A 26452-nucleotide genomic window follows, 5' to 3' on the forward strand; every position below is an offset into this window, starting at 1 on the left:
GATGACGATGAATGCGTTGAGGACATTGGCAGGTGCGGTGCTGGCGTTGTCGCTTGCTGCTGGCGCAGCACAAGCCCAGCAAGTGTTGTTCTGGTCGACACAGGCGCGACCAGTGGAAGAGACACAGAAGATGCGCAGCGAAGTGCTGAAGGGGTTTGACGGCCAGGTCGACTATCAGGTCGCCGAGGACGGGCCCTGGCTCACCCGCCTTCAGGCCGAACTGCAGGCCGGCTCCGGCACCATAGGCGTGCTCGGCGGCCTGCACGGAGACTTCTCCACCGTCGGCGCGAACCTTGTCGATCTGTCCGGCGTCGATCTCGGTGGCGTCAAGGTCAACGAGACCTACAAGAAGCTCGGCATGCTCGGCACCGGCGAGCAGAAGTACCTGCCATGGATGCAGGCCACCTTTCTGATGGCGGCCAACAAACAGGCGCTGCAATATCTGCCGGCCGGCACCGATCTCAACACCATCACTTATGACCAACTGATCGAGTGGGCGAAAAACATCGCGGAAAAGACTGGTTCACCCAAGTTCGGTTTTCCGGCCGGCCCGAAAGGGCTGAAGCATCGTTTCTTCGAGGGTTTTCTCCTTCCGTCTTATACCGGTTCGATGGTGACCAAGTTCCGCTCGGCGGAGGCCGAGACGGCGTGGAACAAATTCAAGGAGTTGTGGCAGTACACCAACCCGAATTCGACCAACTATGCCTTCATGCAGGAGCCGCTGCTGACCGGCGAAGTCTGGGTGGCATTCGACCACGTGGCGCGGCTTGCCGACGCCTTTAACCAGAAACCCAATGACTTCGTCGCCTTTCCGGCGCCGGCTGGCCCGGCAGGCCGCGGCTACATGCCGGTGGTGGCCGGTGTCGCTATCCCGAAGACCTCGCCTGACATGGACAAGGCCAAGGCGCTGGTCGCCTATATGCTGAAACCGGAAACCCAGATCGCGACGCTGAAGGCGACAAACTTCTTCCCCATCGTCAACGTCAAGCTGCCCGACGACATGCCGGCCTCGGTGAAGGCTTTCAGCCCAGTGATCGCCACCATGACAGCAGCTCCCGATGCGTTGCCGGCGCTGCTGCCGATGGGACTTGGCGGCCTCAGCGGCAAGTTCAATCAGATCTACACCGACAGCTTCGAGCGCATCGTGCTCGGCGGCGAGGATGTGCACGGCGTGCTCGACGAACAGGCGACGGCGCTGAAAGCGATCATCGAACAGGCGAAGGCGCCGTGCTGGGCGCCCGACAAGCCATCGCAAGGCGCCTGCCCGGTCGATTAGGAATCCTCCCTGGGCGTCCGGATTTCCAGCGCGCCGGGCGCCCACCCTTTTTTCAAGCGTCGAATAGAGAGCGCTCCATGCACGGCAAGGCCCTTCCCTATCTGCTGCTGATGCCGGCGACGCTGTTCCTCTGCGTCTTCTTCCTCTACCCGTTCGCGCTGGTCGCCTTCGAGGCGTTCACCCGCGACGGCGGCTTTACGCTCGACAATTTCCGCACCATGGCGGGCAGCTGGAAGTTTCCGGTCACTGTCCGCAACACGCTGCTGCTGAGCGCCATCGTCGTGCCGATCCAACTGGTGATGGCGCTGCTGATGGCAACGATGGTGTCGCGGCTTGAAACCGGACGCAGCGCTGCGCTTTACATCTTCGCTATTCCGCTCGGCATTTCCGATCTCGCCGCCGGACTGATCTGGCTCGCCATCTTCGACCAGTCCGGCTTCCTGAACACCTTGCTCTCCAATCTCGGCGTCATCGACAGGCCGGTTATGTTCCTCGGCTACCAGAGCAAGCTGACGATCTTCATCGCCGTGGCGCTGGCCGAGATCTGGCGCGCGACCGCCATCATGATGGTCATTCTGGTCGCCGGCATGGGGCTGATCCCCCGGGAATACTACGAGGCGGCGGAGGTTTTTGGCGCTAGCCCGTGGAAGCGCTTCATCAAGATCACGCTGCCTCTGCTGCGCCCAAGCCTGCAGACGGCGATCATCCTGCGCGTCATCCTTGCCTTTGAAGTCTTCGCCGTGGTTGCAGCACTCGGCGGCACCAATCTGCCGGTGCTGATGGGCGAGACCTACAATTGGCAGTTCACGCTGCAGGACCGCAATGTCGCCGCCGCCATGGCGCTGTTCATCCTCGCCATCTCGATCGGTTTCACGCTGTTCTTCCTGCGGGTGCTGCGTGTGCCGAAGGAGGCGCGGATATGAGCACGGTCGCGGAGCTCTCGATCGCCGCGCCTGAGGCCCGCAAAGCCGGTAACTGGTTGCTGGTCGCCACCGTCATCCTGCTTTGCGTCTGGGTGCTGCTGCCGATCTATCTGTTGATCGTCAACGCGCTGTCGTCGCCGGAACAGGTGACCGCCTTTCCCAAGCGATTCTTCCCGTCACTCGATTTCGGCAGCCTTTCTTTCTTCATCAATTTCGCCGGTGTCGCCAAGGCGCTGTGGAACTCCGTTCTCGTCGCCACGCTGACGATGCTGCTCTCGATCGGCTTCGGCGCACCCGCGGGCTACGCGCTGTCGCGCTTCGATTTCCGGGGCAAGGAAACGTTCCGTTTCCTCGTGCTGATGACCCGCGCCTTCCCGCTGCCGCTGCTGGCGCTGCCGCTGGCGGTGATGTTCATCCGCACCGGCCTCGACGACACCGCGATCGGGCTGGCGCTGGTCCACACCACGCTGGCGCTGCCGTTTGCCGTGCTGATCACCTTCTCGCTGTTCTCCGGCATTCCCGTCGAGCTGGAGGAGGCGGCCTGGACACTCGGCTGCACGAGATTGCAGGCATTCCGAAAAGTCATTCTGCCGCTGGCGCTGCCGGGCATCGCGGCGTCGGCGGTGTTTGCCTTCACCATCTCCTGGAACGAGGTGTTTGCCGCCGCAGTGCTCACCATCGAGAACCGGACGCTGACCGCCTTCCTGCTGCAGAGCCTTGGCGAATCGCCGCTCTACCTCAAATTTGCCGGTGGCGCGGCACTGGTCATTCCGGCGCTGATCTTCATCTTCGCCGTCCGCAAATATTTGTTCGCCATGTGGGGGATCGCCAATCGATGACGCACAAAAGAGAACGCCGATGGCTGAGATCGTCATCAAGCAGGTGGCAAAACGTTTCGGCGGCTTCACCGCGCTGCATTCGATCGACCTGACCATCACCGACCAGGAATTCATGGTGCTGCTTGGCGCCTCGGGCTGCGGCAAGACCACGCTGCTGAGGATCGTCGCCGGGCTGGAAACGCCAAGCCAGGGCGAGGTCTGGATCGGCGGCCGTCGCGTCGACCATCTGCCGCCGCGCGACCGCGGCATCGCCATGGTGTTCCAGAATTACGCGGTCTTTCCGCACCTGACGGTATTCGAGAACATCGCCTTCGGCCTGCGCATGAAGAAGCTGCCGCAGCAGGAGGTCGACGGGCGCGTCAACCGCACCGCGGAGCTCATGCATATCGAGCAGCTTTTGAAGCGCTATTCGGGCCAGCTTTCCGGCGGTCAGCGCCAGCGTGTGGCCGTCGCCCGCGCGCTCGCCATGGAGCCCGATGTGATCCTGATGGACGAGCCGCTGTCGAACCTCGACGCGCTGCTCAGGCTCGAAATGCGCGCCGAGCTCAAGGGCGTGCTGGCGGCGTCCAAGACCACCACCATCTACGTTACCCACGACCAGGTCGAGGCGATGAGCCTCGCCGACCGCATCGCCGTCATGCATCAGGGCCGTATCGTCCAGGCCGCCTCGCCGGTAGAGGTCTACCGCAATCCGGCGGCCCGCTTCGTCGGCTCCTTCATCGGCAACCCGCCGATGAATTTCATCCCGGCGACGAAGACGGCGAACGGCAGCTGGATCGTCGCCGGCCTGACGCTGCCCGGCCCCAAATCGGACAAGCAGACAATAGAATTCGCCATTCGCCCCGAGGACGTAGACGCCAGCAACGAAGGTATTAACGCCACCGTGCGCGTCGTCGAGCCGCTCGGACCGCACACGCTGGTCACTTGCGATGTCGAGGGCGGCCTGTTTCGCGCCATCCTCGAATCGAATGCCACGGTCGCGGTCGGCGATCATCTTCGGCTTGCTCCCAAACCCGACCGCATCCGCTGGTTCGATCCCGAAACCACGAACGCCCTTTGATCCTGAAAGCACGAACGCCTCAATGATATCTCTTGCCATTGACGAAACCATTGCCCGCGCCGTCGAGGTGCTCAGGGAAAACGACCAAGGCACCTACACCATACCGACCAAAGGCCTCTACCCGTTCCAGTGGAATTGGGATTCCTGCCTGACCGCCCTCGGTCTTGCCCACTATGACGAGGCCCGAGCCTGGACCGAGATCGACACACTGTTTGCTCACCAGTGGCCGGACGGCATGGTGCCGCACATCGTCTTCCACGTCTGGAGCGACGGCTATTTCCCCGGGCCGGAGGTCTGGCGAACGGACCGCCCGACCGCCACCTCCGGCATCACCCAGCCGGCAGTCGCCGGCTTTGCCGTGCGCCGCCTGTTCGATCAGGCCAAGGACAAGAAACTGGCGGCCGAGCGCGCCCGCGCGCTGCTGCCGAAGATCGACGCCTGGCACCGCTGGTTCTACGAAAATCGCGACCCGAACGGCGAAGGGCTGGTCGCCATAATTCACCCATGGGAGTCCGGCCGCGACAACTCGATCGACTGGGACGAGGCGTTCGAGCGCGTGCCGACCGAAGGCGTCGAGCCCTACACCCGCCGCGACATCCTGCACGCCGACCCTGCGCATCGACCGACCAGGGCCCAGTACGATCGCTATATCTGGCTGCTGCAGCATTTCCGCGGACTTGGTTGGGACAACACCCGGCTGCACGATGCCTCGCCCTTCCAGGTCGTCGATCCCGGCTTCAACGCCATCCTGATCCGTTCCGCCGCCGACCTTGCCGATCTCGCCGAGGCACTTGGCGAAACCGAAATCGCAGAAGCCAACCGCGCCCGTGCCGAAAAGGGGCTTTCAACGATGGAACGGCTGTGGAGCGACACACATGGCCAGTACATTTGTTTCGACCGAGTGGCCGGAAAGCTCGTGGACAGCGCGTCGGTCGGCGGCATTCTGCCGGTGTTTTCGGCCATTCCGGAAAGCCGGGCAGCGGCCATCGCTGCAACGATCGAGCGCATCGCCGGCAAAGCGCGTTACATCGTCCCCTCGCACGATCCTGGCGATGGACGCTTCGACCCAAAGCGCTACTGGCGCGGCCCGGTCTGGCTGGTGGTCAACTACATGATCGCCGACGGCCTTGCCGCCGCCGGCCACAGCCAAATCGCACAACGGATCACGCAATCCAGTCTCGACCTGATCGCCGAGAGCGGTTTTGCCGAATATTACGGTCCCCTCAGCGGCGAGCCGCTCGGCGGCAATCGCTTCACCTGGACCGCGGCGATGGTGATCGAGTTCCTGAACGGCAGAGCCTGAACGCTTCCGTCTAGGCCGCCGGCTACCAAAGCCCGTTCTGTCTGCCGAATAACAGTCGACCCCATTTGCGTCTGAGGCGTGTCCTGGCCCATCAAACAGGCCAAGGCATGCCCAATCTTCACCATGCCAGAGCTATAATAATTCGTCACAAACCCTATCTATACTGCGTCGGGGCGGGGAGAAGCGCGGCTTGGAATTCGACCTGAAGACCATTGAGGCGCTTGCTCCCGATCAGGCGTCGCTGAGCGCCGCCTCCAAGCTCACCAAACGAACGAACTGGCCGCGGCTCGAAAAGCATGAGCAGCAGGCGCTCATCTGGGGCGAATGCCAGGGCTCCGGCTCCAATCCTTATCGAGTGGTGGTCGACACGGGTGATCACGGCTACCAATGCACCTGCCCTTCGCGCAAATTCCCATGCAAGCACACGCTGGCCCTGATGTGGATTGCCGCCACCGCGCCAGCCAGCTTTGCCGCGGCCGAATCCACGCCGGGATGGGTGAATGACTGGCTTGGCCGGCGCCGGAAGACGGCGTCACAGCCGGTGCAGCAACCGGCGCCGGGCGCGGAAGCCAAGAGCATTGGCGAAGCCGCACGGGCGGACGAGAGCGCCACCGTTGAAGATAACGCAACGGTCGAGCGTCGCGAGGCGGCGCAGCGCAAGCGGGCGGAAAGCACACGAGAAGCAGTGTCGGCGGCGCTCGATGAACTCGACCAATGGATTGCCGACCAGTTGCGGCTCGGTCTTTCCGGGTTTGTCGACGCCAGCAGCGACCGTTGCCGGCGGATTGCTGCGCGGCTGGTCGATATGAAGGCAGCGGCGCTCGCCGGCCGTATCGACGAGATTCCATCGCGGCTGATGGCGCTGCGCAGCGAAGAACGACCGGATGCGGCGATCCGCGAACTCGGCAAGCTCGTGCTGCTGGCCAAGGCCTGGCGGTCGGCGCCCGACGATCCCGAGCTGAAGCGGCTTGTATCGACATCCGAAACCCGCGAACAGGTGCTGGCCAATCCCGATGCAATGCAAGTCGAAAGTCTCTGGGAGGTTGTCGGCGAGAAGATCGAGACCCGGCGCGATGGTTTGGTCAGCCATTCGACATGGCTGCTCGATCTGAAAAGCTCCACACCACAATTTGCCCTGCTGCTCGATTATTTTCCCGCCTCGGCCGGACGCCGATCCAACGCCTTCTCGCCAGGCGATCGCTTCAATGCCCGGTTGGTCTTTTATCCATCACGCCGGCCACTCCGGGCGCTGGTGGCAGAACGCATGGGCGACGTCGCATCGGGCCCGTGGCCCGATTTTACCCTGGGCGTCGCCAAGGATCCGCTGGCTGCGCATGTGTGCCATCAGGATGCCGCTCCCTGGCTCACAGATAGCCCTCTCATGCTGCCGCCTGGTGCGATCCTGGTCGACGATCGGGGCGCAGCCTGGTGGCAGGCCGCCGATGATCCGCAAGGGCTCGCCTTGCCGATCAGTGGCGCCGTCAATCAGACATTGCTCGGCCTCGACCTTGCCGCCACGGCAGCGCTCTGGGACGGCGCTCGGCTTGACCTTCTGGCGGCTCAAAGCGGGTTCGGGAGGCTTGACCTGTCGTGAATGAGGGCGAACAAACAGGCCTGGCGACCATGCGCGAATGCTGGATCACCGGCGGAGCCACCTTCGATCTGGCTCCTGCCGCCTGGAAGGCAATCGCAGGCGGCGCAAGTCCCGACGAGCAGGAGCGCCGGCTCCTGGCAATTGCAGCGCAAGCGCTCGACGTCGCCTTGCGGCCGGCGGCGCCGAAGACGCTCAAGCGGCGGCCGCCGCTGCCCGGGCTTGCCTTGCCAATGCTGCCGGAGCGGTTGCGGCCGCTTTTGCGCGCCGCCCTGAAACAAGCCGCTGACGCGAGGCGAAAGGCACGCGTGGCGGCGCTCGTCGCCAGCCGCGGCTTCGTGCTCCACCCAATGGACTGGATGCCCTCGTCGGATCAGAACAGCCCGGATATCTACGCTCCATGGATCGACTGGCAAGCCAGCGTGGATGGAGAAAGACATACCCCGCAAGAGAAACTCACGGCGGAAAATTGGGATGAGTTCTATCCCGCCGCGCGCCGCATCGCGCTGGCCGATATGCGCCGGCGCGAACCGGCCGCGGCGCGAATGCTGATCGAGGCCAAGGCCTCGGGCGAACCTGCGGAGGTCAGGCTTGCGCTCATCGAACTTATGCGCTTCGGCCTCAATGCCGAGGACGCGCCGTTCCTGAAAAGCCTTGCCACCGACCGTTCCGGCAAGGTGCAGGACCTGGCTGGCCGGTTGCTGGCAAGGTTGGGCGAGCACGGCCATTCGAGCGAAGGCGGGGCGGAGGATCCAGCAGTCGAACTCGCCGTCTTCATCGGCGAAGGCAAATCCGGCTTCATCCGCCGCCGGACCACCTACACGCCGGCGAAACTCAAATCCCCGGCGCAGGAAAAGCGCCGCGCCGAATTGTTCGAGACCTGCAATCTGGTCGACCTCGCCAGACGGTTCGGCATCACGGAACCCGAATTCATCGGAGCCTGGCAGTTCGGCGCCGACAACAACGCTGATATCCTGATCGCCCGAATGGTCGCCGCTTCTGGGAGCGACGCGGCGGTGACGCATATGGCGGACATGCTTGTCACCGAAGGCGGCAAACCGGCGCTGTTCGTGTTGCACCTTGTGCCGCGTCTGGACAGCCGCAGGAAACGGGCTCTCGTCCGGCTGATCCTCAAGCAAGCAAATTACCTCAGCGCGATCAATCTGGCGGAAGGCATTGATGCTGGCTGGCTGGAATGGGACGATCTTTCGAACGGGTCAGTTCTTCCCGCTTTGCGTTCCGCCGTTGCGGGAAACGACGAAGCCGTGCGGCGGGGCGCTGACGATATACTGGCAACGATCGGCTACCTTGCCACAGCGACCACAGCAGCCAAATTGATCGACGAGGTCGTCGCTGCCGGTATGCCGCCCGCCGCCCCATCACTCAGTGTCCTGCGTCTCAACGCGGCGCTGGCCGAACATCAGTCTCGAACCGACACATGATCAATCCGGAGAATTCATATGAACGCTGCCATCCGTCTCCCGGTCGAGCAGGCCTATGCCTCTGAATTGCAGGCGCTGGCGCGCGGTGACGACAGGCAAAAACCTGCCGGCTGGAGCCTGTCGCCACAGGCTGTGCTGACCTATCTGCTCGGCGGCAAGGCTAGCGACGGCACACTGATAACCCCGAAATATGTCGGTCGCCGCCGGTTGATGGAAACCGCGGTAGCGACGCTCGCCACCGACCGTGCACTCTTGCTGCTCGGCGTTCCCGGAACCGCCAAGTCCTGGGTATCTGAACATCTTGCCGCCGCCATCATGGGCGACTCGACGCTGATCGTGCAGTGCACGGCCGGCACCGACGAGAACCAGATCCGCTATGGCTGGAACTATGCGCAGCTGCTGGCAAAAGGCCCGAGCCAAGAAGCGTTGGTGCCGACGCCGCTCTACCGAGCCATGCAGAACGGCAAGCTCTGCCGGCTGGAGGAACTGACCCGCATGGGCTCGGACGTGCAGGACACGCTGATCACCGTGCTTTCCGAAAAGATGATGCCGATCCCGGAATTGAACACCTCGATCTACGCCCAGCGCGGCTTCAACATTATCGCCACGGCAAACAACCGCGACAAAGGTGTCAACGAGCTCTCCTCGGCGCTCAAGCGTCGTTTCAATGTCGTGGTGCTGCCATTGCCGGAAGACATGGCCGAAGAGGTGGCGATCGTCTCCAAACGGGTCGATGAGATGGCTGGCGGACTCGACCTGCCGGTGCCAAAAAATGTCGGCGAGGAGATCGCCCGTGTGCTGACCATCTTTCGCGAATTGCGCTCCGGCGCGACTGCCGACGGCAAGGTGACGCTGAAGATTCCTTCCGGCTCGCTGTCGACCGCAGAAGCGATCGCCACGATGGTTGGCGGGCTCAGCCAGGCGGCGTGGTTCGACAGTGGCAAGCTCGGCGCCGAAGGTCTCGCCGCCAGCCTTGTCGGCGCGATCGTGAAGGATCCGGTGCAGGATAAGGTGGTGCTCGAGGAATATCTGGAAACGGTGCTCAAGAAGCGCCCCGACTATGCCGGCTATTACGCGGCGCTGAACGCAGCGATCTGACGCCATGAGCCACGGCGACATTGCCTATTTCGGGATACGCCATCACGGGCCGGGTTCCGCCGACAGCCTGCTGCAGGCACTGCAGGATTTGAACCCGGTCGCCGTGCTGATCGAGGGGCCGATCGACGCCTCTGAGCTTCTGCCCATGCTGGCCCGCCCCGAAATGCAGCCGCCGGTGGCGCTCCTTTGCTATCCGGAAGACGATCCGGCTTCGACAAGCTTCTGGCCTTTTGCCGAGTTCTCGCCCGAATACCAGGCGGCGCTTTGGGCTGTGGGCAATAAGGCGACGTTGCAGTTTATCGACCTGCCATCGTCGGCACGGTTCACCACTGCTGCGATCGGTGGCGCGGAGGACACCGATGCGACCGAAGCTACCCAAGCCCCCGAGGATGGTGACGCGGCTCCGATTCCGCGTGATCCGATTGCCATGCTGGCGCACGCCGCCGGTTATGAGGACGGCGAAAGCTGGTGGTCGGACATCATTGAACAGAACCCGGAACCCGGCCCGATATTTGCGGCCATCGCCGATGCGATGACGACACTGCGGAATGGTGAGGGTCCGATCGCGCAGTTCGAAGCCAAGCGCGAGGCGCATATGCGGCTCGAAATCGCCAAGGCGCGTAAGCAGTTCGAGGGGCCGATCGCCGTCGTCTGCGGAGCATGGCATGTGCCGGCGCTGCAAGCCACCCACACTCAGAAAAACGATCAGGTCCTGATCAAGGGAATTGCCCGGCGCAAGAGCACAATGACATGGGCACCGTGGACCGGACCGCGCCTGGCGCTGGGATACGGCTATGGCGCGGGCGTCGTCGCGCCCGGCTGGTGCAAGCATCTTTGGCGCACGCGCGGTCGGCGCGATGCGGCAACCCTGTGGCTTGCCATGATCGCGGCGCTGCTGCGGGCGAAGGGCCATCTGGTCTCGACCGCTTCGCTGATCGAAGCGGAGCGGCTCGCCCGCGCGCTCGCCGCCATTCGCGAACGGCCGAAGCCCGGGTTCGAGGAATTGCGCGACGCCGCGATCGCGACCCTGTTCAATGGCGAAGCGTTGCTGTGGGGGCTGGTCGAGGCCGAGTTGCTTCTGGGTGCGGACGTCGGTGAAATTCCGCCCGACACGCCGCTGGCGCCATTGATCGAGGATCTGCAGCGCAACCAGAAGGCGGCGCGGCTGAAGCCCGAGGCGCTGGAGCGCGAACTGTCCGTCGACCTGCGCAGCGAAAGCGGGCTGTTTCGCTCGACATTGCTGCATCGGCTGAGCGTGCTTGGTGTGCATTGGGGCAGACTGACCGATGCCGGTCGCAGCCGTGGCACCTTCCGCGAGCGGTGGACCCTGGCGTGGGAACCGGAATATGCCGTTCGTCTGGTCGAGAACCTGATCTACGGGCCGACCATCGAAAAGGCTGCCAATGCCCGCCTGATCCAGATGATCGAAACGGCGGCGACGCTCGATACGCTTGCGGCATTGGTGCAGAACGCGATCACGGCAAGCCTGTCGGAAGCATCGACTGCCGGCCTTGCGGCGTTGGAGGCGCGAGCGGCGCGCAGCAGCGAATGCCTGGAGATCCTGGCGTCTGTGCCGCCCCTCGCCGACATCATCCGTTACGGCGAGGCCCGCAAAACGGAGACGAACCGGCTGTCCGGTCTCATGGAGCGGCTGATCGTCGAAGGTGCGATCGCGCTTCCGTATGCTGTACGCGATCTGGATGAGCAAGCCGCCGCGACGCTGGTCGGTGCGATGCGCAAGGCCGATGAGGCGATCAGACTGGTCGAGCCCGGGCAAGACGTGCTGGACGGATGGCGTAACGGACTGGCTGCCGTGCTGGAGGGATCGCGGTCGACGGCGCTGCCGGCAGGATGCGCCGCGCACCTGCTCTACGAAGCTGGCCGGCTTTCCGCCGAGGACGCTGCCGGACTGCTCGAGCGACGCTTGTCACCGGGGACTCCTGTCATTGAAGCGGCCGGGTTCTTCGAAGGCTTCTTCAGCACTGCCGGTCAGCGGCTGATCTATGACGAAGGTCTGCGCGGCGCGGTTGATGCGTGGCTGAAGTCCCTCGACGAGGACGCTTTCATCGCGCATCTACCGCTGCTGCGCCGCGTCTTCTCCAATCTGGACAGCATGGAGCGCCGGCGGTTGATTGAAGCGGTGCTCGGCCGCGCCGCTCGGCTGCCAGCCGGCCTGATACCGGCGCCCGATGGCGGCGAGGCCTGGCGTCGGCACCTGGAGCGGCTTGGACCCTTGCTCAAGAGCGGGACATAACGATGGACGACGAGGCAGAGGCGACCCAAACCGGCGCACCATCGCCCGATGGCGGAAGAGAGCGCCGCTGGCGTCTGGCGATCGGCGCCGACGATGAGACATCTGCGGCACTTTCCAGCGACGACAAACGGCTTTCGGCGGCTCTTGACGCGTTATACGGCGACGGCGCCAATGCCGCTGCCGACCCGCGCAAACGGCGCGGCGGGCTAGGCCGTTCGGCGCCGCGCGTTGCGCAATGGATGGGCGACATCCGCTCTTTCTTTCCCGCGCAGGTCGTCCAGATCGTCCAGAAAGATGCCTTCGAACGGCTGAACCTGAAGCAGATGCTGATGGAGCCGGAGTTCCTGAAGGCGATCGAGGCGGACGTCAATCTGGTCGCCGACCTGGTTTCGCTCCGCTCGGTGATGCCTGCCAAGACCAAGGACATCGCCCGCGCGATCATCGCCGATATCGTGGCCAAGCTGATGCAGAGGCTGGAGCAGAAGACAGTCGAGGCAATCCGAGGCGCGCTCGACCGGTCGAGGCGCACCAACCGCCCGCGTTCGCGCGATATCGACTGGCAGCGCACCATCTCGGCGAACCTTCGCCACTACCAACCCGAACACAAGACCATCGTGCCGGAGAAGCTGGTTGGTTTCATACGCAAGCAGCGACGGCTGGTCGATCTCGACGAGGTGGTTCTGTGCGTCGACCAGTCCGGCTCGATGGCAAGTTCGGTGATCTATGCCTCGATCTTCGCAGCGGTCATGGCCTCGCTGCCGGTTGTGCGCACCAAGCTCGTCTGTTTCGATACCGCAATCGTCGACCTGACCGAAGAACTCAGCGATCCTGTTGAAGTGCTGTTCGGCGTGCAACTCGGCGGCGGCACCGACATCAACCAGGCAGTCGCCTATTGCGCCGACCGTATCGAGCGGCCCACCAAGTCGCATCTGGTGCTGATCACCGACCTCTTTGAAGGCGGCAATGGCCAGGAACTGCTGCGGCGGCTGGCGGCGCTGGTTCGATCCGGCGTCAATGTCGTCGTGCTTCTGGCGCTGACCGATCAGGGACGGCCCGGCTATGATCCAGCGATGGCAGGTTCGGTCGCGGCACTTGGCATTCCGGTCTTCGCCTGCACGCCGGATCTGTTTCCGGACATGATGGCGGCGGCACTGCGGCGGGAGGATATCGGCGCCTGGGCGGCGGGAGCCGACATCAAGCTCATTCGCGCCGAGGCTGAGGCGCCTGGGATGCATGAGTGAGCGTTTGCCTCGGTCCAGAATACCGGGCCGCCCGCAGGCAAGCGCTTGCGGTCAAAGGTTTGACAAATAGCCGGCCGCGCCTATGGTCGACCGGTTACAGGAGCGACGCATGGCGAAGGCAACCGGCTGTATTCTTGGCGGGTTTTCCCCATATTTGCTGAACAGTAGAAATCAGCCACGGCCGCTTTCACAGCCCTCGCCCTTCCCTCTCCCGGCCGCGTCGATGCGCCCGGGCCGTTCATGTCCTTGAGCCACATGTCGCAGAAAATTGCCGAGCTTCTGTCGCGGCTGGAAAAGCGGCTGGACAGGTCAGCGATTGTCTCGGCTGAGGAGGCCGGACCACGCTACCGGGAAGATCCCGACGGCAAGGACGGCGCGCCGCCAGCGATCGTCTTGCGTCCACGCACGACCGGCGAGCTGTCGGACATTCTGCGCCTGTGCAACGAGGCCGGGCAGAGGCTCGTCATCCAGGGTGGCCGCACCGGTCTTGCGGGCGCGGCGCGCATCCAGCCCGGCGAGGCGGTGCTGTCGCTGGAGCGCATGACGGCGGTCGCGGCGCCCGACCGCGAGGCGGCGACGATCGTCGCCGAGGCCGGCGCGCCGCTGCAAATGGTGCAGGACGCGGCCGATGCGGCCGGCTTGCTTTTCGGCGTCGACATCGGCGCGCGCGGCACGGCCACCGTCGGCGGCAATGTCGCCACCAATGCCGGCGGTATCCGCGTGCTGCGCTACGGCATGTACCGGGCGCAGGTGCTTGGGCTGGAGGCGGTGCTTGCCGACGGCAGTGTGCTCACGTCGCTCAAGGGCTTGCCAAAGGACAATTCCGGCTATGACCTCAACCAGCTCTTCATCGGCAGCGAAGGCACGCTCGGCGTGGTCACGCGCGCCTGCCTGCGGCTGCATCCCAAACCTGCTACCGAGGTCAATGCCTTCTGCGCAGTTCCATCGCTCGATGCGGCGATTGCGCTGCTTGCGCAGCTTCGGCAGAAGCTTGGGCCGTTGCTCTCGGCCTATGATGTGAATTTCGCACCGCTCTATGGCGCCATGATCGCCGGCATGGAGGCGCCGGCGCCGCTGCCCGTCGGCTCGCCCGTCTATGTGCTGGCCGAGATACAGGGCAGCGAGTCGGACCGCGACGGCGACCGCTTTGCCGCGGCGCTGATGCAGGCGGTCGAGGACGACGTGATCGACGACGTCGTCGTCTCGCAATCGCCGCGCGAATTCCGGGCGCTCTGGGCGGTGCGCGAGGAGGCCAACCGTTTTCTGTTTTCGATAGCAGGCCTGATTAGCGTCGATGTCAGCATCCCGCTGGCGAAAATGGCGACTTTCCTGCGCGAGACGGAAGCCGCTATCAAAGCCGTCGACCCGAGCGCCGACATCTACGTCTTCGGCCATCTCGGCGACGGCAACCTGCATTACCAGGTCCGCACCGTGGATCCGGCGGCCGCATACGGGATCATCTACCGGGGTGTGGCCGCGGCTGGCGGCGGCGTCTCGGCCGAGCATGGCATCGGCCTCGACAAGAAGGAATGGCTGCATCTCGTGCGCAGCGACGCCGAGATCGCGGCCATGCGCCGCCTGAAAGCAGCCTTCGACCCGAACAATATCCTCAATGCCGGGCGCATCTTCGACCTCGCACCGGGCTGAAATCGAAGGCACGTAGCGCTGGCCGGGCGCTGTCTCTATCTGGTCGCGCCCTTCAATTCCGCATGCGCAACTGCGATGCGGGCAGCAAGCGCGGCGTTGTTGCGGACAAGCGCTATGTTGGCCTTCAGGCTGCGGCCTTGTGAAAGCTCGTTGATGCGGGCGAGCAGAAACGGCGTCAGTTCCTTGCGCCCGATGCCGCGCTTCTCGGCCTCAGCCACGGCCGCTGCGATCGTGCCGTCGATGAACGCCGGATCGAGCGCGTCCGCTTCGGGAATAGGGTTGGCGACGAGAATGCCGGTGCCGGATTCCATCTCGTCATGCAGCAGCATGGCTCGCGCGACCTCGTCGGGGGTATCGAGGCGATGGTCTGCCTTGAGCCCGCTGGAGCGGGTGTAGAAAGCCGGAAAATCATCGCTCCCATAGGCGATCACCGGCACGCGCTGAGTTTCCAGATATTCCAGCGTCTTCGCAATATCGAGTATCGACTTAACCCCGGCGCAGACGACGGTCGTGCCGGTCTGGCCAAGTTCGGTCAGGTCAGCGGAGATATCGAAAGTGGCTTCGGCGCCGCGATGCACGCCACCGACGCCGCCGGTCGCAAAAATACCGATCCCGGCTAAAGCGGCAATCCGCATCGTCGCCGAGACGGTGGTTCCGGCCGAGCCGCCGCGCACCATGATTGCGGCGAGATCGCGCCCGGAAGCCTTGACCACGCCCTTTGCCGCTGCCAGCTCTTCCAGTTCCCGATCGTCGAGGCCAACCTTGATCTTGCCGGCGACCACTGCGATCGTGGCGGGCACGGCGCCGTCTTCACGCACGACGGTCTCGACACCACGAGCGGTTTCCAGATTGGCCGGATATGGCATGCCGTGGGTGATAATCGTCGATTCCAGTGCCACCACCGCGCGGCCTTTATCAAGCGCAGCAGCGACTTCATCGTTCAAATGGACAAGGGAAGGTTTCATATCATCTCGCTTTCAGGCAGGAAGGCGGTACATGCCGGCGGCAAGGAAGCGCGGCGACAGATCGGGGTGGACGCTGGATTCGCTCTCGGTGGTCAGTGTGGCAAGCAGCGCGCCGGTGCGCACGGCATGAGCGACCGGCTCACCCGAAAGCACCTTGTACAGGGTGCCGGCGATCATCGCGTCACCGGCGCCGGTGATGTCGACGGCCTGCGCCGGGACGGAGCGCATGGCCGTCACACCGCTCTCGGTCGCAACGGCAAATCCATGCGCGCCTGCGGTCACGATCACTTCGGCGGCGCCGGCCGCGCGCAGCCCTGCTGCTGCTCCCTCCGGCGTCAGCCGCTTGTCGGCATCCGTCACGCCGAGCATCGTATTGGCCTCGTCATGGTTGGTGAACAGAAGATCGATGCCGGTCAGGTCCTTTGACAGGCGCGCCGACTTCGGCGACGATACCGTGTCGACTGCGAGCTTGAAGCGCGCACCGTGCTTGCGCGAGATCAGCGCTGCGATGGTCGCGGCCGGCAGATTGCAGTCGATGAAGACCCATGTCGCCGAAGCCAGGTGCGGCCAGAAACGGTCGAGATAGGACGGCAAAAACAGATCGAATATCTCCATGTCGGCGATGCCGAGCACGAGATCGTTGTTGCGGTCGAGGATGGCCGCGTATTCGGCCGTCGGCCGCTCCGTGGTGGTGATGACCTGGCTGACATCGGCGCCGAAATCACGCAAATGCCGCACCAGCGCGCGGCCGGTTTCATCCTCGCCGACGATCGAGACGAAGCTTATGTCGACACCGAGGCGGGCAAGGTTTTCGGCGACGTTGCGGGCAACCCCGCCGAAGCTGCGATGGCCTTCGACCGGGTTCGATGTCTCGAAGATCAGATCCTTCCTGGCGTGGTATTTGCGGTCGAGCACCGCGCCGCCGATGCAGACCATACGTTTGGACGCCGGCAAGACATAGCCGCGGCCGAGAATGTAGCCCTTGTTGATGAGTTGCACGATGTGGGCGGCGACCGTCGAGCGGGCAATGCCGAGCGCGGTTGCAATATCCTGCTGGCCGGAGAACGGATTCGCCGCAATCAGGTCGAGAACCGCTTGTTCTTGTGCTCCAAGGTCGTCCATCGTCTCACCTGGCCCGCCAAATTCGAGGCTGAACTCGATGTATGAAACAACAGATGATCTTGTCAACATTGGTTTGCCATGGCGGCGTTTGACCAATCGGCGCTCCCGCGGCTCTGCCAGCCGGAGAGCGTGTGAGCGCATTGAAGAAAGCTATTCGGAGGACGAAACCTGCTCTTGTCGACGTGCAGCATCAGGGAGGAACAGAGGCCTTAACGCCATGCCGAAGACAGCTAAGCCTTCAGCACTGAGACGGCCAATTCGCTGTTGTGGACATATTCATTGGCGTCAGGCTGCTTCTGCACAAGCAGGATGAACAGCAGGTCGGTTAGCGTCAGTTGTGCATCACGCGCGGTTATCGATGAAGAGCGCGCGCGCTCTTCATCGGCGATCGTGTGGAGGCGAATGTCGCCAACCCGGCTCAGCGGATTGTCGCGAAGCCCGGTGACGGCGATAACGGTGGTGCCGCGTTTATGTGCGAGTTCAGCTATCCGCAGGGTTTCGATGCTCGCCCCGGAATAGGAGAGCGCGAATAACGCGTCGCCTCGTCCAAGCGTCGAGACATTGGCCATTTGCACATGGCTGTCGCTGTCGTGCAGCACGTTGCGGCCGAGCTTCATCAGCTTGTATGAGAAATCGCGCGCCACCAGAGAGGATGCGCCGACGCCTGCCAAATGAATGCGGCGCGCACCGTTCAATGCTTCGAGGGCCTTGCCGATTTCATGCTCGGTGTTGGCCGCGACCGTCTGTTGCATCGACAAAAGCTTGCTGCCGATCAGCTTGCGCAGGATGACCAGATAGCTGTCGCCGACCTCGATCGAACCGTGGATCATGCCGGCCGGCACGTGCCATTCCTGCGACTTGGCCTCGCTGACGGCGAGCTTGAGCTCCTGATAGCTGGAATAGCCGAGCTTCTGGCTGAACTTGACGACGCTCGACTGGCTGCGGCCGATCTCAGCGGCAAGCGCCGCCGTCGACAGGCGCAGCATCTGGTCGGGATTATCGACGATATACCGACCGATCTCGCGGTCGCCGGGCGCCATGATTTCGAGCTTGGCCTCGATTTTCTTCAGGATGGACATGCGTTCACCTGTTGCCAGTCACGGACAATGCCAAACCAAGGAATAAATTATTCCGTCTCTGATTGACAGCCAAGAATGATCCATCAAATCTCTACCGGTGCGGTTGCGGCCCAGCCTTCGGGCAAGCCGACGATTCGGCCACGAAAGATCGTAGACACGCCGACAGCTCGGGATTAGGTCAGAGCCATGGACAAATTGCGGATCGTCGGCGGGCATAGGCTTGAGGGCGCGGTGACGATCTCCGGCGCCAAGAACGCGGCCTTGCCGCAAATAGCGGCGGCGTTGCTCAGCCCTTATCCGCTGCAACTGACCAACCTGCCTGCGGTGACCGACGTCGACAACATGCTTGGCGTCGTCGGCCTTCATGGGGCCGAAGTCACCAGATCGGCGCATGCCGCCACAATCGATACCAGTGCTGCCGTCTCCAAGGAGACAACCTACGATACCGTCAGGCGTATGCGCGCGACAGTGCTGGTGCTCGGCCCGCTGCTTGCCCGCTTCGGCCACGCCAGGGTTTCGCTGCCCGGCGGCTGCGCGATCGGCGCACGGCCGGTCGACATGCATGTCGCCGCACTTGCCGCACTTGGCGCCGACATTGCGATCGAAAACGGGCTGATCGTCGCGTCCGCGCCGGGCGGACTGAAAGGCGCGCGTATCGTTTTGAGCTCACCATCGGTCGGCGCGACCGAAACGGCGATGATGGCAGCGACGACTGCAAAGGGCGAAACCGAGATCCTCAATGCGGCGCGCGAACCGGAGGTGGCCGACCTTGCCGCCTGCTTGAACGCCATGGGCGCGCGGATCGAGGGCGCCGGCACGCACCGTATCCTGATCGCGGGCAGCACAGGCTGGCGCGCCGCCACGCACGACATCATCCCGGACCGGATAGAGGCCGGCACCTATGCCGTCGCGGCGGCTATCACCGGCGGTCAGCTCGAGCTGACCCACGCGCGGCTCGAGCACATGGCATCCGTCGTCCAGCTGCTCGAAACAGCCGGTGTGAAAATCTGGCCGGGCGACCGCGGGCTGATCGTATCGAGAGACGGGCCGCTCAAAGCCGTCGATGTGACGACGGAGCCCTATCCGGGCTTTCCGACCGATCTCCAAGCGCAGTTCATGGCGTTGATGTGCTGTGCCGAGGGCGCTTCGCTATTGCGTGAGACGATCTTCGAGAACCGCTTCATGCATGTGCCTGAACTGATGCGGCTCGGCGCCAACATCAAGCTGCAAGGCACCATGACGCTGGTGCGCGGAGGCGAGAAGCTGAAGGGCGCGCAAGTGATGGCCACCGACCTGCGCGCCTCCGTCTCGCTGGTGCTGGCAGCGCTGGTGTCCCAGGGTGAGACGACGATCAACCGCGTCTATCATCTCGATCGCGGCTATGAGCAGCTGGACCGCAAGCTCCGGCTTTGCGGCGCCCAGATCGAGCGGATAAGTGGATGAGTGCCGGCGCGGCGTCTTCGCATTATTTCCTGGGCGTCGATGGCGGCGGAACCGGCTGTCGGGCGCGTATCGAAGACGAGGCGGGAACCGTGCTCGGGCAAGGTCTCTCAGGTCCGGCGACAACGCGGCTCGGTATAGAGGCGGCCTGGGCCTCCGTTGCCAAAGCCTTTGGTGCTGCGATCAGAGAGGCAGGGTTCACGGCGACGAAAATCGCCAGGATCCGTGCCGGCGTCGGTCTTGCCGGCATCGGCCGCAAGGGGTCGCTTGAGGCGTTTCGTGCGATCTCCCATCCCTTTGCAAGTCTCGACTTCGTCAGCGACGGCGTCGCGGCTTGCCTGGGCGCGCATTCGGGCCAGGACGGCGCCATCGTCATAGCCGGGACCGGTTCGATCGGGCTCGGCTTTGTCGAAGGGCGCGACCTGCGTGTCGGCGGCTACGGTTTTCCGATTTCCGACGAGGGCAGCGGCGCCGATCTAGGTTTGGAAGCGGTACAGTTCGCCTTGCGCGCCCATGACGGCCGGCACGAGCGGACCGCGCTGCTGGCCGAGGTGATGCAGCGCTTCAAGGACGACCCGTTCGAGGCGGTGGCCTGGATGGACCGCGCCAGTGCGACGGACTATGCCGCCATGGCGCCGATGGTGATCCGCCATGCCGACCAGGGCGATCCGGCCGGTCGGCGGATCGTGCAAGGCGCTGCCGAGCAGATCGACACCTTCGTGCGGGTGCTGTTCGAAAAAGGCGCGCCGCGGGTTACGTTGCTCGGAGGGTTGTCCAGCCCGCTTGAGCCATGGCTCGCTCCCGACGTCCGCCGACGGCTGAAGCCGGCCGACGGCGATGCGGTTTCGGGAGCCATAATCCTGGCCAGAAAGTCGCTTTGCGGCGAGTAACGCGCTACTCAAAGAGGAATATTTTATTCCTACAATCCGTTGACACCGGGAATACCGAATTCTAAAAAGTTAACTAAGCAGAAACACGACAGCCGGTCGCCTGCCCGGCACGGCATCGCGTTCCCGCTCACGGCAGATTGAAAGTAAGCAAGTGGTCGAACACGGGTTGATGTCGGAGTTGGAGCGGCTGGTTTCCGAGGACCGCAACCCGAGAACCATCGACATCGACCTGTTGCCGACCATCGAGGTGCTGCGGAAGATCAATGACGAAGATAAAGGCGTTGCGGCCGCCGTCGAGAAGGTCATTCCTGAGATTGCTGCTGCCGTGGACCGGATCGTGAGCGCGTTCCAGAAGGGTGCGCGCCTTGTCTATGTGGGCGCTGGCACCAGCGGCCGGCTCGGCGTCCTCGACGCCTCGGAATGTCCGCCGACCTTCGGCGTACCCGAGGACATGGTGGTGGGCCTGATCGCCGGCGGCGACGACGCGCTGGTGCGCTCCGCGGAAGGCGCCGAGGATGACCCGAAACAGGGTGTAAAGGCATTGCAGGACATCAAGCTGACCGCCGACGATGTGGTGGTCGGCATCGCTGTCAGCGGGCGCACGCCCTACGTCATCGGCGGCCTGACCTATGCCAAGCAGGTGGGAGCGACCACCGTGGCGCTGTCCTGCAATCCGCGATCGACCATTGCCGGCATAGCCGACATTGCCATCTCTCCGGTGGTCGGCCCGGAGGTTCTCACCGGCTCGACCCGACTGAAATCGGGAACCGCGCAAAAGCTGGTGCTCAACATGCTGTCTACCGCCAGCATGATCCGCATCGGCAAGAGCTATCAGAACCTGATGGTTGACCTCAATCCAAGCAACAAGAAGCTTGTCGCCAGGGCGGTCAGGATCGTGATGCAGACGACCGGCTGCGCGGCACAGCAGGCACGACAGGCACTCGACCAGACCGGCAACGATGTAAAACTGGCAATCCTGGTGACGATCACCGGCATGGGCGTCGAGGAAGCACGTAAGGCGCTTGGCAACGCGGGAGGTTTCCTGCGCAAGGCGATAGGCGAAAAGACGGTGTAAGACCGCATGGACACTGGGCCGATGTTCCGGGGCGTGTGTCCCTTTGAAGCGGTCCGGCGAACTGCAAGGCATCAGGTTTAACAATAATGGGAGACGACAATGGTACGGCACATTGGCAAGAAACTGCTTTCCGGCATGACCCTCGCGGCAATGATTGGCATCGCGGCGCTACCGGCGCAGGCGAGTGCGGCGACGCTGCATATGGCGTGGTCGCAGGACGCCACCGGTCTTGATCCGCACAAGCAGACGGCATTCTCCTCACTGCGGCTGCTGGAACTGATCTATGAGCCACTGGTGCGGCTCGACGCAAACCTGCAAATCACGCCCGCGATTGCCGATTCATGGCAGTTCTCGCCGGACGGCAAGGAGCTGAGTTTCAAACTCAATCCGAAAGCAAAATTCCAGAACGGCGCCGCCGTGACCTCGGCCGATGTCAAGGCATCGTTCGAGCGCATACTCGACGAGAAGACCGGCGCGGCCGCGCGCGCCAACTTTCTCTCGATCGCCAGCATCGACACACCCGATCCAGCCACCGTCGTGTTCCACCTCTCGCAGCCGGATGTGCCGATCCTGACGGCGATGAGCGACGTCAACGCCGCGATCGTCCCGGCAAGCGAAATCATGGCCGGCTCGATCGGCACGACGACGATCGGCTCGGGTCCGTTCAAGTTGGAAAAGTGGGATCCGAATTCCAAGGAAGTGCTTGTCGCCAACAAGGATTGGGCGGGCGGCACGACCGGCATCGACGGCATCGAGGTCAGCGTGCTGCCGGACGAGACGGCGATCCTGGCGGCGATGCGCAGCAAGCAGATCGATTTTGCCCTGCTCAACGATCCGCTTGTCGCCACGCTTGTGCCCAAGGAAGCCAGCCTGCAGTTGAACCGTGTGCCGGTGCTTGCCTATCACGTGCTGCAGCTCAATCCTTCCCGCAAGCCGATGACCGAACTCAAGGTGCGTCAGGCGATTTCCTGCGCCATCGACCGGCAGGAAGTGCTGGACACCGCCTCGCTCGGTGAAGGCAAAGTCACCGGCCCGCTGACTATCCCTGCGCTGGCGACCGATCCGAGCCAGTTGTTCTGCTATAAGCGCGACGTCGAGAAAGCCAAGCAGCTGATGGCCGAAGCGGGCTACGCCGACGGCTTTTCGGCGACCGTGATCGGCGCCACCGGCGAGCCGCCGACAGCGGCGGCGGAAGCCCAGGTCATCCAGTCGCAACTCGCAGAAATCGGCGTCAAGCTCGACATCAAAATGATGGAGCTCAACGTCTATGTCGATGCCTGGCTGAAGGGCGATTTCGACATGGCCATCGCCCTGAACGGCGGCAGGGCCGATCCCTACACTATGTACAACCGTTACTGGACCAAGACGGGCAATCTGCAGAAGGTCGCGAACTATATCGACGATACGCTGGACAGTCTTATGCAGAAGGGCCGCAGCGAGACCGACCCGGCAGCGCGCAAAGCGATCTTCGCCGACTTCGAGAAGCACATCACTGAGATGTCGCCCTGGATCTGGCTCTACACGTCCTACAGCTACACCGCACAGCAGAAGAATATCGCAGGATTCGAACCGGTGCCGACAGGCTCGCTGTTCAGCCTCGCCAAGGTGACGATCCAGTAGCTGCTTTGGTGCCAGACGAGAGGGTATTCTTCGCGTGAACTATCTGATGCGGCGACTGGCAACCTTCCCTCTCGTCCTGCTTGGCGTGTCCATCGTCGTGTTCCTGGCGATCAGGATGGTTCCGGGCGATTCGATCACGGCAATGCTGGGGACCGAAGCCGGCCTGCTGACGCCGCAGCAGCGCGATGCGCTTGCAGCTTATTTCGGCATCGACCAGCCCTGGTTCATCCAGTACTGGCGCTGGCTGCTTGGTCTTGTCCAAGGTAATCTCGGCATTTCGTCCACCTATGGCAGGCCGGTGCTCGACGTCATCCTCGAGCGTTTCCCGCTAACGTTGGAGCTCGCCCTGCTTTCGATGGTCATCGCCCTGGTTGTCGGCATGCCGACCGGGATTTTTGCCGCCACCCATAATGAAAAGCTGTCCGACCTCGGCGTGCGCGTTGTCGCAATGATCGGGCAGTCGACGCCGAACTTTGTCCTTGCCCTGCTGATCATCTACACGCTGTCGGCGGGGTTTGGCGTTTTGCCGGCGATGGGTGAGTTTTCGCCGCTGTGGCAGGATCCGCTGCGCAATCTCGGCCAGCTGTTGCTGCCTGCGGTCACGCTTGGATTTGCCTTCGCGGCTTCGGTGACCCGCATATCGCGTTCGGCGATGCTCGATGTGCTCAGCGACGACTATGTCAGGACGGCGCGCAGCAAAGGCGTTTCGGCGCGCGGCGTCATCTGGGGGCATGCTTTGCCCAACGCGCTCATCCCGGTCGTGACGCTGAGCGGCATAGAGTTCGGCTATCTGCTGGGCGGGGCAGTCATCGTCGAGCAGATATTTGCGCTGCCCGGTCTCGGCCGTATGGTGCTGGATGCCATCCTGCAGCGCGACTACGCGCTGGTGCAGGGAAGCGTGCTGTTCATCGCCTTCAACTTCATGATCGTCAATCTCCTCGTCGACCTCGCCTATGTCGCGCTCGACCCGCGTATCCGGCTAAGCGAGCACTGATGGCGACATTGCGGGCTATATTTGCGCATCCCAGCGGCCGCATCGGCGGTGCCATCGTTGCGCTTTATCTGCTGCTTGCCGTGCTTGGCATGCTGGGGCTGACGCCGCACGATCCGCTGACGCAGCACCGGGTCGAGCGACTGCATGCGCCTGACGGCACCTACCTGATGGGCACGGACCTGTTCGGCCGCGATGTCGCAAGTCGGCTGATGACCGGGATCGGCCAGTCCTTCATCGTGGCCTTCTTTTCGGTCGCCTTCGCGACACTGGCCGGCACCGTGCTCGGGCTGGCGGCAGCCTGGTTCGGGCGCCGCTGGGACGGCCTGGTGATGCGCATCATGGACGTTGTGCTGGCGTTCCCGGCGATCCTGCTGGCGCTGCTGATCGTCGCGGTTGCTGGACCGGGAACCTCGACCAGCGTCATTGCCATTGCCATCGTCTACACGCCGATCTTCACGCGCGTCGTGCGAGGTCCGGCTCTGTCGCTCAAGGCGCGCGAGTTCGTCGACGCGGCCCGCACGTTCGGCAGCAGTGCGGGCTATATCGTAACACGCCATCTGCTGCTCAATCTGGTGGCGCCACTGACGGTTCAGGTGACGCTGGCGCTGGCCTGGGCACTGCTGACCGAGGCCGGCTTAAGCTTCCTCGGGCTAGGCACGCAGCCGCCCGCCGCGTCGCTCGGCCTGATGCTGAGCGACAGCCGCAATCTGATGGAGACAGCTCCCTGGCTGATGATCTTCCCCGGCGTGGCGATCATGATCAGCATCCTCGGTTTCAACCTGCTCGGCGATGCGTTGCGTGATGTCCTCGACCCGAAGATGCGGAGATCGATCGCATGATTCCGCTGCTGTCCGTCAGCGGATTGCGCGTCGGCTTCGGCCGCAACCCGAAAGCCAATGAGGTCGTGCGCGGCGTCAGCTTCGATCTCGCCGACGGCGAGACATTGGCAATCGTCGGCGAAAGCGGCTCGGGCAAATCGGTCACGGCGCTGTCGATCAATCGCCTTGTCGATTATGGCGGCGGCCGCATCACCGCAGGCTCGATCACGCTGAAGCGGGTCGACAACAGCATTTTCGACCTGACCGCCGCGGACGAGCCGCAACTGACGAAGATCCGCGGCGGTGAAATCGGCATGATCTTCCAGGAGCCGATGAGCTCGCTCAATCCGGTGCTGACCATCGGCAGGCAGATCGAGGAATCGTTTCGCCTGCATCGCGGCCTGACCGGCCGGCAAGCGACGGCGGCGGCCAAGGACGCGCTCGACCGCGTGCGTATTCCCGACGCTGCACGGCGACTGAAATATACGCCCAACCAGCTTTCGGGCGGCATGTTGCAGCGGGTGATGATCGCCATGGCGCTCGCTTGCAACCCGCGCCTGCTCATTGCCGACGAACCAACGACGGCGCTGGATGTTACGGTGCAGGCGCAGATCATGGCGCTGCTCGCCGAGTTGAAGCAGGAAACCGGGATGTCGATGATCTTCATCACCCACGACATCGGTCTGGTTGCAGGCATCGCTGACAAGGTCATGGTGATGCAAAGCGGGGAAGCTGTCGAGCAGGGCGCGCTGAACCAGATATTGGACGATCCGCAGCATCCCTATACGCGGCATCTGCTTCATGCGGTGCCGCATTTCGCCGGCGGCAGTGCCGTACGCAAGGACGTGCAATGCGAAACGCAAAAAGCTGCCGAGCCGGCGCTGATGGTCGATGGCCTCGTGGTGCGGTTTCCAGTCAAGGCTGGGTTTTTCAGCCGCGCCAGCGGTATCGTGCACGCGGTGGACGGTGTGGATTTCGAGCTAATGCCGGGCGAGACATTGGCGGTCGTCGGCGAGAGCGGTTCCGGAAAGTCCACCACCGCCCGCGCGATTCTGGGGCTGGTGCGCCCGACACGCGGCACAATCTCGGCCAGCACGCGCAAGGCCGTCGCCGGGCAGAGCGCCCTTCCCGTGCAGATGGTGTTCCAGAATCCCTATGGCTCGCTCAATCCCAGACTCACCATCGAAAGCATCCTCGCAGAGCCGGTGATCGCTAGCGGCGGACGGATAACTGCTGAAACGCGGGCGAAAATGGCCGCGCTGCTGAAACGCGTCGGCCTTCCGGAAAACAGCCTGCAGCGCTATCCGCACGAATTCTCCGGCGGCCAGCGGCAACGCCTGTGCATCGCTCGCGCGCTGATGCTCAATCCTTCGGTTGTCGTCCTCGACGAAGCGGTTTCGGCGCTCGATGTGTCGGTGCAGGCCAGGGTGCTGGAGCTTTTGGTCGAGCTGCAGCGTGAATTCGGGCTGGCCTACCTGTTCATCTCGCATGACATGGCTGTCGTCGAGCGGATCGCCCATCGCATTGCGGTCATCTATGCCGGCCAGATCGTCGAGATCGGCGATGCCAGATCGGTGCTCTCGCAGCCGAAGCACTCTTATACCAAACAGCTTATCGCGGCCGTTCCCACCATAGACCGGCGGCATGAACGTTTCGAGCTGGACACGCGCCAGGTTCCCTCGCTCGTGCGCCCGCTGGGATTTGAGCCGGGCCCGGCCAATTGGCAGCAATTCGGGCCGGACCATAGGGCACGGGTGGAAGCGTGATGATTGTCG

At 63.5% G+C, this 26452-nt stretch carries 21 protein-coding genes; 18 read left to right on the forward strand and 3 right to left on the reverse strand.

Going from position 1 to position 26452, the window contains the following annotated elements:
- Positions 1–7 precede the first annotated feature (7 nt).
- From NKH78_RS09940 to NKH78_RS09990, 11 genes are all read left to right on the forward strand, one after another.
- Positions 8–1276 carry an ABC transporter substrate-binding protein gene (locus NKH78_RS09940; protein WP_352701804.1) on the forward strand — a complete coding sequence of 423 codons (1269 nt, stop codon included), beginning with the start codon at positions 8–10 and terminating at the stop codon, positions 1274–1276.
- Between the two features lie 77 nt (positions 1277–1353).
- Positions 1354–2199: a carbohydrate ABC transporter permease gene (locus NKH78_RS09945; RefSeq protein ID WP_352645339.1), complete on the forward strand. Its 846-nt coding sequence runs from the start codon at positions 1354–1356 to the stop codon at positions 2197–2199.
- The gene (locus tag NKH78_RS09950) at positions 2196–3038 is read left to right on the forward strand and encodes a carbohydrate ABC transporter permease (RefSeq protein WP_352738499.1); all 843 of its coding nucleotides are present in this window, start codon (positions 2196–2198) and stop codon (positions 3036–3038) included. The genes NKH78_RS09945 and NKH78_RS09950 overlap by 4 nt, the downstream gene beginning before the upstream one ends.
- Positions 3039–3057: 19 nt before the next feature.
- Positions 3058–4098: an ABC transporter ATP-binding protein gene (locus tag NKH78_RS09955; RefSeq protein WP_352882789.1), complete on the forward strand. Its 1041-nt coding sequence runs from the start codon at positions 3058–3060 to the stop codon at positions 4096–4098.
- Between the two features lie 22 nt (positions 4099–4120).
- A complete protein-coding gene (locus tag NKH78_RS09960) occupies positions 4121–5401 on the forward strand; it encodes an amylo-alpha-1,6-glucosidase (RefSeq protein ID WP_352738495.1) in 1281 nt (426 codons plus the stop codon).
- A gap of 190 nt (positions 5402–5591) precedes the next feature.
- Positions 5592–6995 carry an SWIM zinc finger family protein gene (locus NKH78_RS09965; RefSeq protein ID WP_352738494.1) on the forward strand — a complete coding sequence of 468 codons (1404 nt, stop codon included), beginning with the start codon at positions 5592–5594 and terminating at the stop codon, positions 6993–6995.
- Complete coding sequence (locus tag NKH78_RS09970; protein WP_352738491.1) at positions 6992–8434, forward strand: DUF5691 domain-containing protein; 1443 nt, start codon at positions 6992–6994, stop codon at positions 8432–8434. The genes NKH78_RS09965 and NKH78_RS09970 overlap by 4 nt, the downstream gene beginning before the upstream one ends.
- A gap of 18 nt (positions 8435–8452) precedes the next feature.
- The gene (locus NKH78_RS09975) at positions 8453–9532 is read left to right on the forward strand and encodes an ATP-binding protein (protein ID WP_352823084.1); all 1080 of its coding nucleotides are present in this window, start codon (positions 8453–8455) and stop codon (positions 9530–9532) included.
- A gap of 4 nt (positions 9533–9536) precedes the next feature.
- Complete coding sequence (locus tag NKH78_RS09980) at positions 9537–11786, forward strand: DUF5682 family protein (protein ID WP_352738487.1); 2250 nt, start codon at positions 9537–9539, stop codon at positions 11784–11786.
- 2 nt (positions 11787–11788) lie between these two features.
- Positions 11789–13027, forward strand: a complete 1239-nt coding sequence (locus tag NKH78_RS09985) for a VWA domain-containing protein (RefSeq protein WP_352738484.1) — start codon at positions 11789–11791, stop codon at positions 13025–13027.
- Positions 13028–13282: 255 nt separating this feature from the next.
- Entirely contained in the window at positions 13283–14674 is a 1392-nt protein-coding gene (locus tag NKH78_RS09990) for an FAD-binding oxidoreductase (RefSeq protein WP_352777147.1), read from the forward strand.
- A 35-nt stretch (positions 14675–14709) separates the two neighbouring features.
- On the opposite strand, the gene NKH78_RS09995 is transcribed toward NKH78_RS09990, so the two are convergent.
- The 3 genes from NKH78_RS09995 to NKH78_RS10005 form a co-directional block, all read right to left on the reverse strand.
- Positions 14710–15639, reverse strand: a complete 930-nt coding sequence (locus tag NKH78_RS09995) for a pseudouridine-5'-phosphate glycosidase (RefSeq protein WP_352737222.1) — start codon at positions 15637–15639, stop codon at positions 14710–14712.
- 12 nt (positions 15640–15651) lie between these two features.
- On the reverse strand, positions 15652–16761 hold the full coding sequence (locus NKH78_RS10000) for a carbohydrate kinase (protein WP_352737223.1): 1110 nt from the start codon (positions 16759–16761) through the stop codon (positions 15652–15654).
- Between the two features lie 230 nt (positions 16762–16991).
- On the reverse strand, positions 16992–17840 hold the full coding sequence (locus NKH78_RS10005; RefSeq protein ID WP_352737224.1) for a MurR/RpiR family transcriptional regulator: 849 nt from the start codon (positions 17838–17840) through the stop codon (positions 16992–16994).
- A 186-nt stretch (positions 17841–18026) separates the two neighbouring features.
- Here NKH78_RS10005 and murA point away from each other — a divergent pair, with 186 nt between their 5' ends.
- The 7 genes from murA (at position 18027) to NKH78_RS10040 (ending at position 26443) form a co-directional block, all read left to right on the forward strand.
- Positions 18027–19283 (forward strand): UDP-N-acetylglucosamine 1-carboxyvinyltransferase, encoded by a 1257-nt coding sequence (gene murA / locus NKH78_RS10010; RefSeq protein ID WP_352737225.1) that lies wholly within the window; start codon positions 18027–18029, stop codon positions 19281–19283.
- Positions 19280–20170 carry a glucosamine kinase nucleotide-binding domain-containing protein gene (locus NKH78_RS10015; protein ID WP_352737226.1) on the forward strand — a complete coding sequence of 297 codons (891 nt, stop codon included), beginning with the start codon at positions 19280–19282 and terminating at the stop codon, positions 20168–20170. Before murA ends, NKH78_RS10015 begins: the two co-directional genes overlap by 4 nt.
- Before the next feature lie 169 nt (positions 20171–20339).
- A complete protein-coding gene (murQ, locus tag NKH78_RS10020) occupies positions 20340–21245 on the forward strand; it encodes an N-acetylmuramic acid 6-phosphate etherase (protein WP_502896030.1) in 906 nt (301 codons plus the stop codon).
- Between the two features lie 99 nt (positions 21246–21344).
- Positions 21345–22865: an ABC transporter substrate-binding protein gene (locus NKH78_RS10025; protein ID WP_352505359.1), complete on the forward strand. Its 1521-nt coding sequence runs from the start codon at positions 21345–21347 to the stop codon at positions 22863–22865.
- A 34-nt stretch (positions 22866–22899) separates the two neighbouring features.
- Positions 22900–23859 (forward strand): ABC transporter permease, encoded by a 960-nt coding sequence (locus NKH78_RS10030; protein ID WP_352505360.1) that lies wholly within the window; start codon positions 22900–22902, stop codon positions 23857–23859.
- The gene (locus NKH78_RS10035; protein WP_352476522.1) at positions 23859–24698 is read left to right on the forward strand and encodes an ABC transporter permease; all 840 of its coding nucleotides are present in this window, start codon (positions 23859–23861) and stop codon (positions 24696–24698) included. The genes NKH78_RS10030 and NKH78_RS10035 overlap by 1 nt, the downstream gene beginning before the upstream one ends.
- A complete protein-coding gene (locus NKH78_RS10040; RefSeq protein WP_352737227.1) occupies positions 24695–26443 on the forward strand; it encodes an ABC transporter ATP-binding protein in 1749 nt (582 codons plus the stop codon). Before NKH78_RS10035 ends, NKH78_RS10040 begins: the two co-directional genes overlap by 4 nt.
- Positions 26444–26452 lie beyond the last annotated feature (9 nt).

Origin of the sequence: Mesorhizobium sp. M0910 (assembly GCF_040319465.1) — a bacterium.
Taxonomy (GTDB): domain Bacteria; phylum Pseudomonadota; class Alphaproteobacteria; order Rhizobiales; family Rhizobiaceae; genus Mesorhizobium.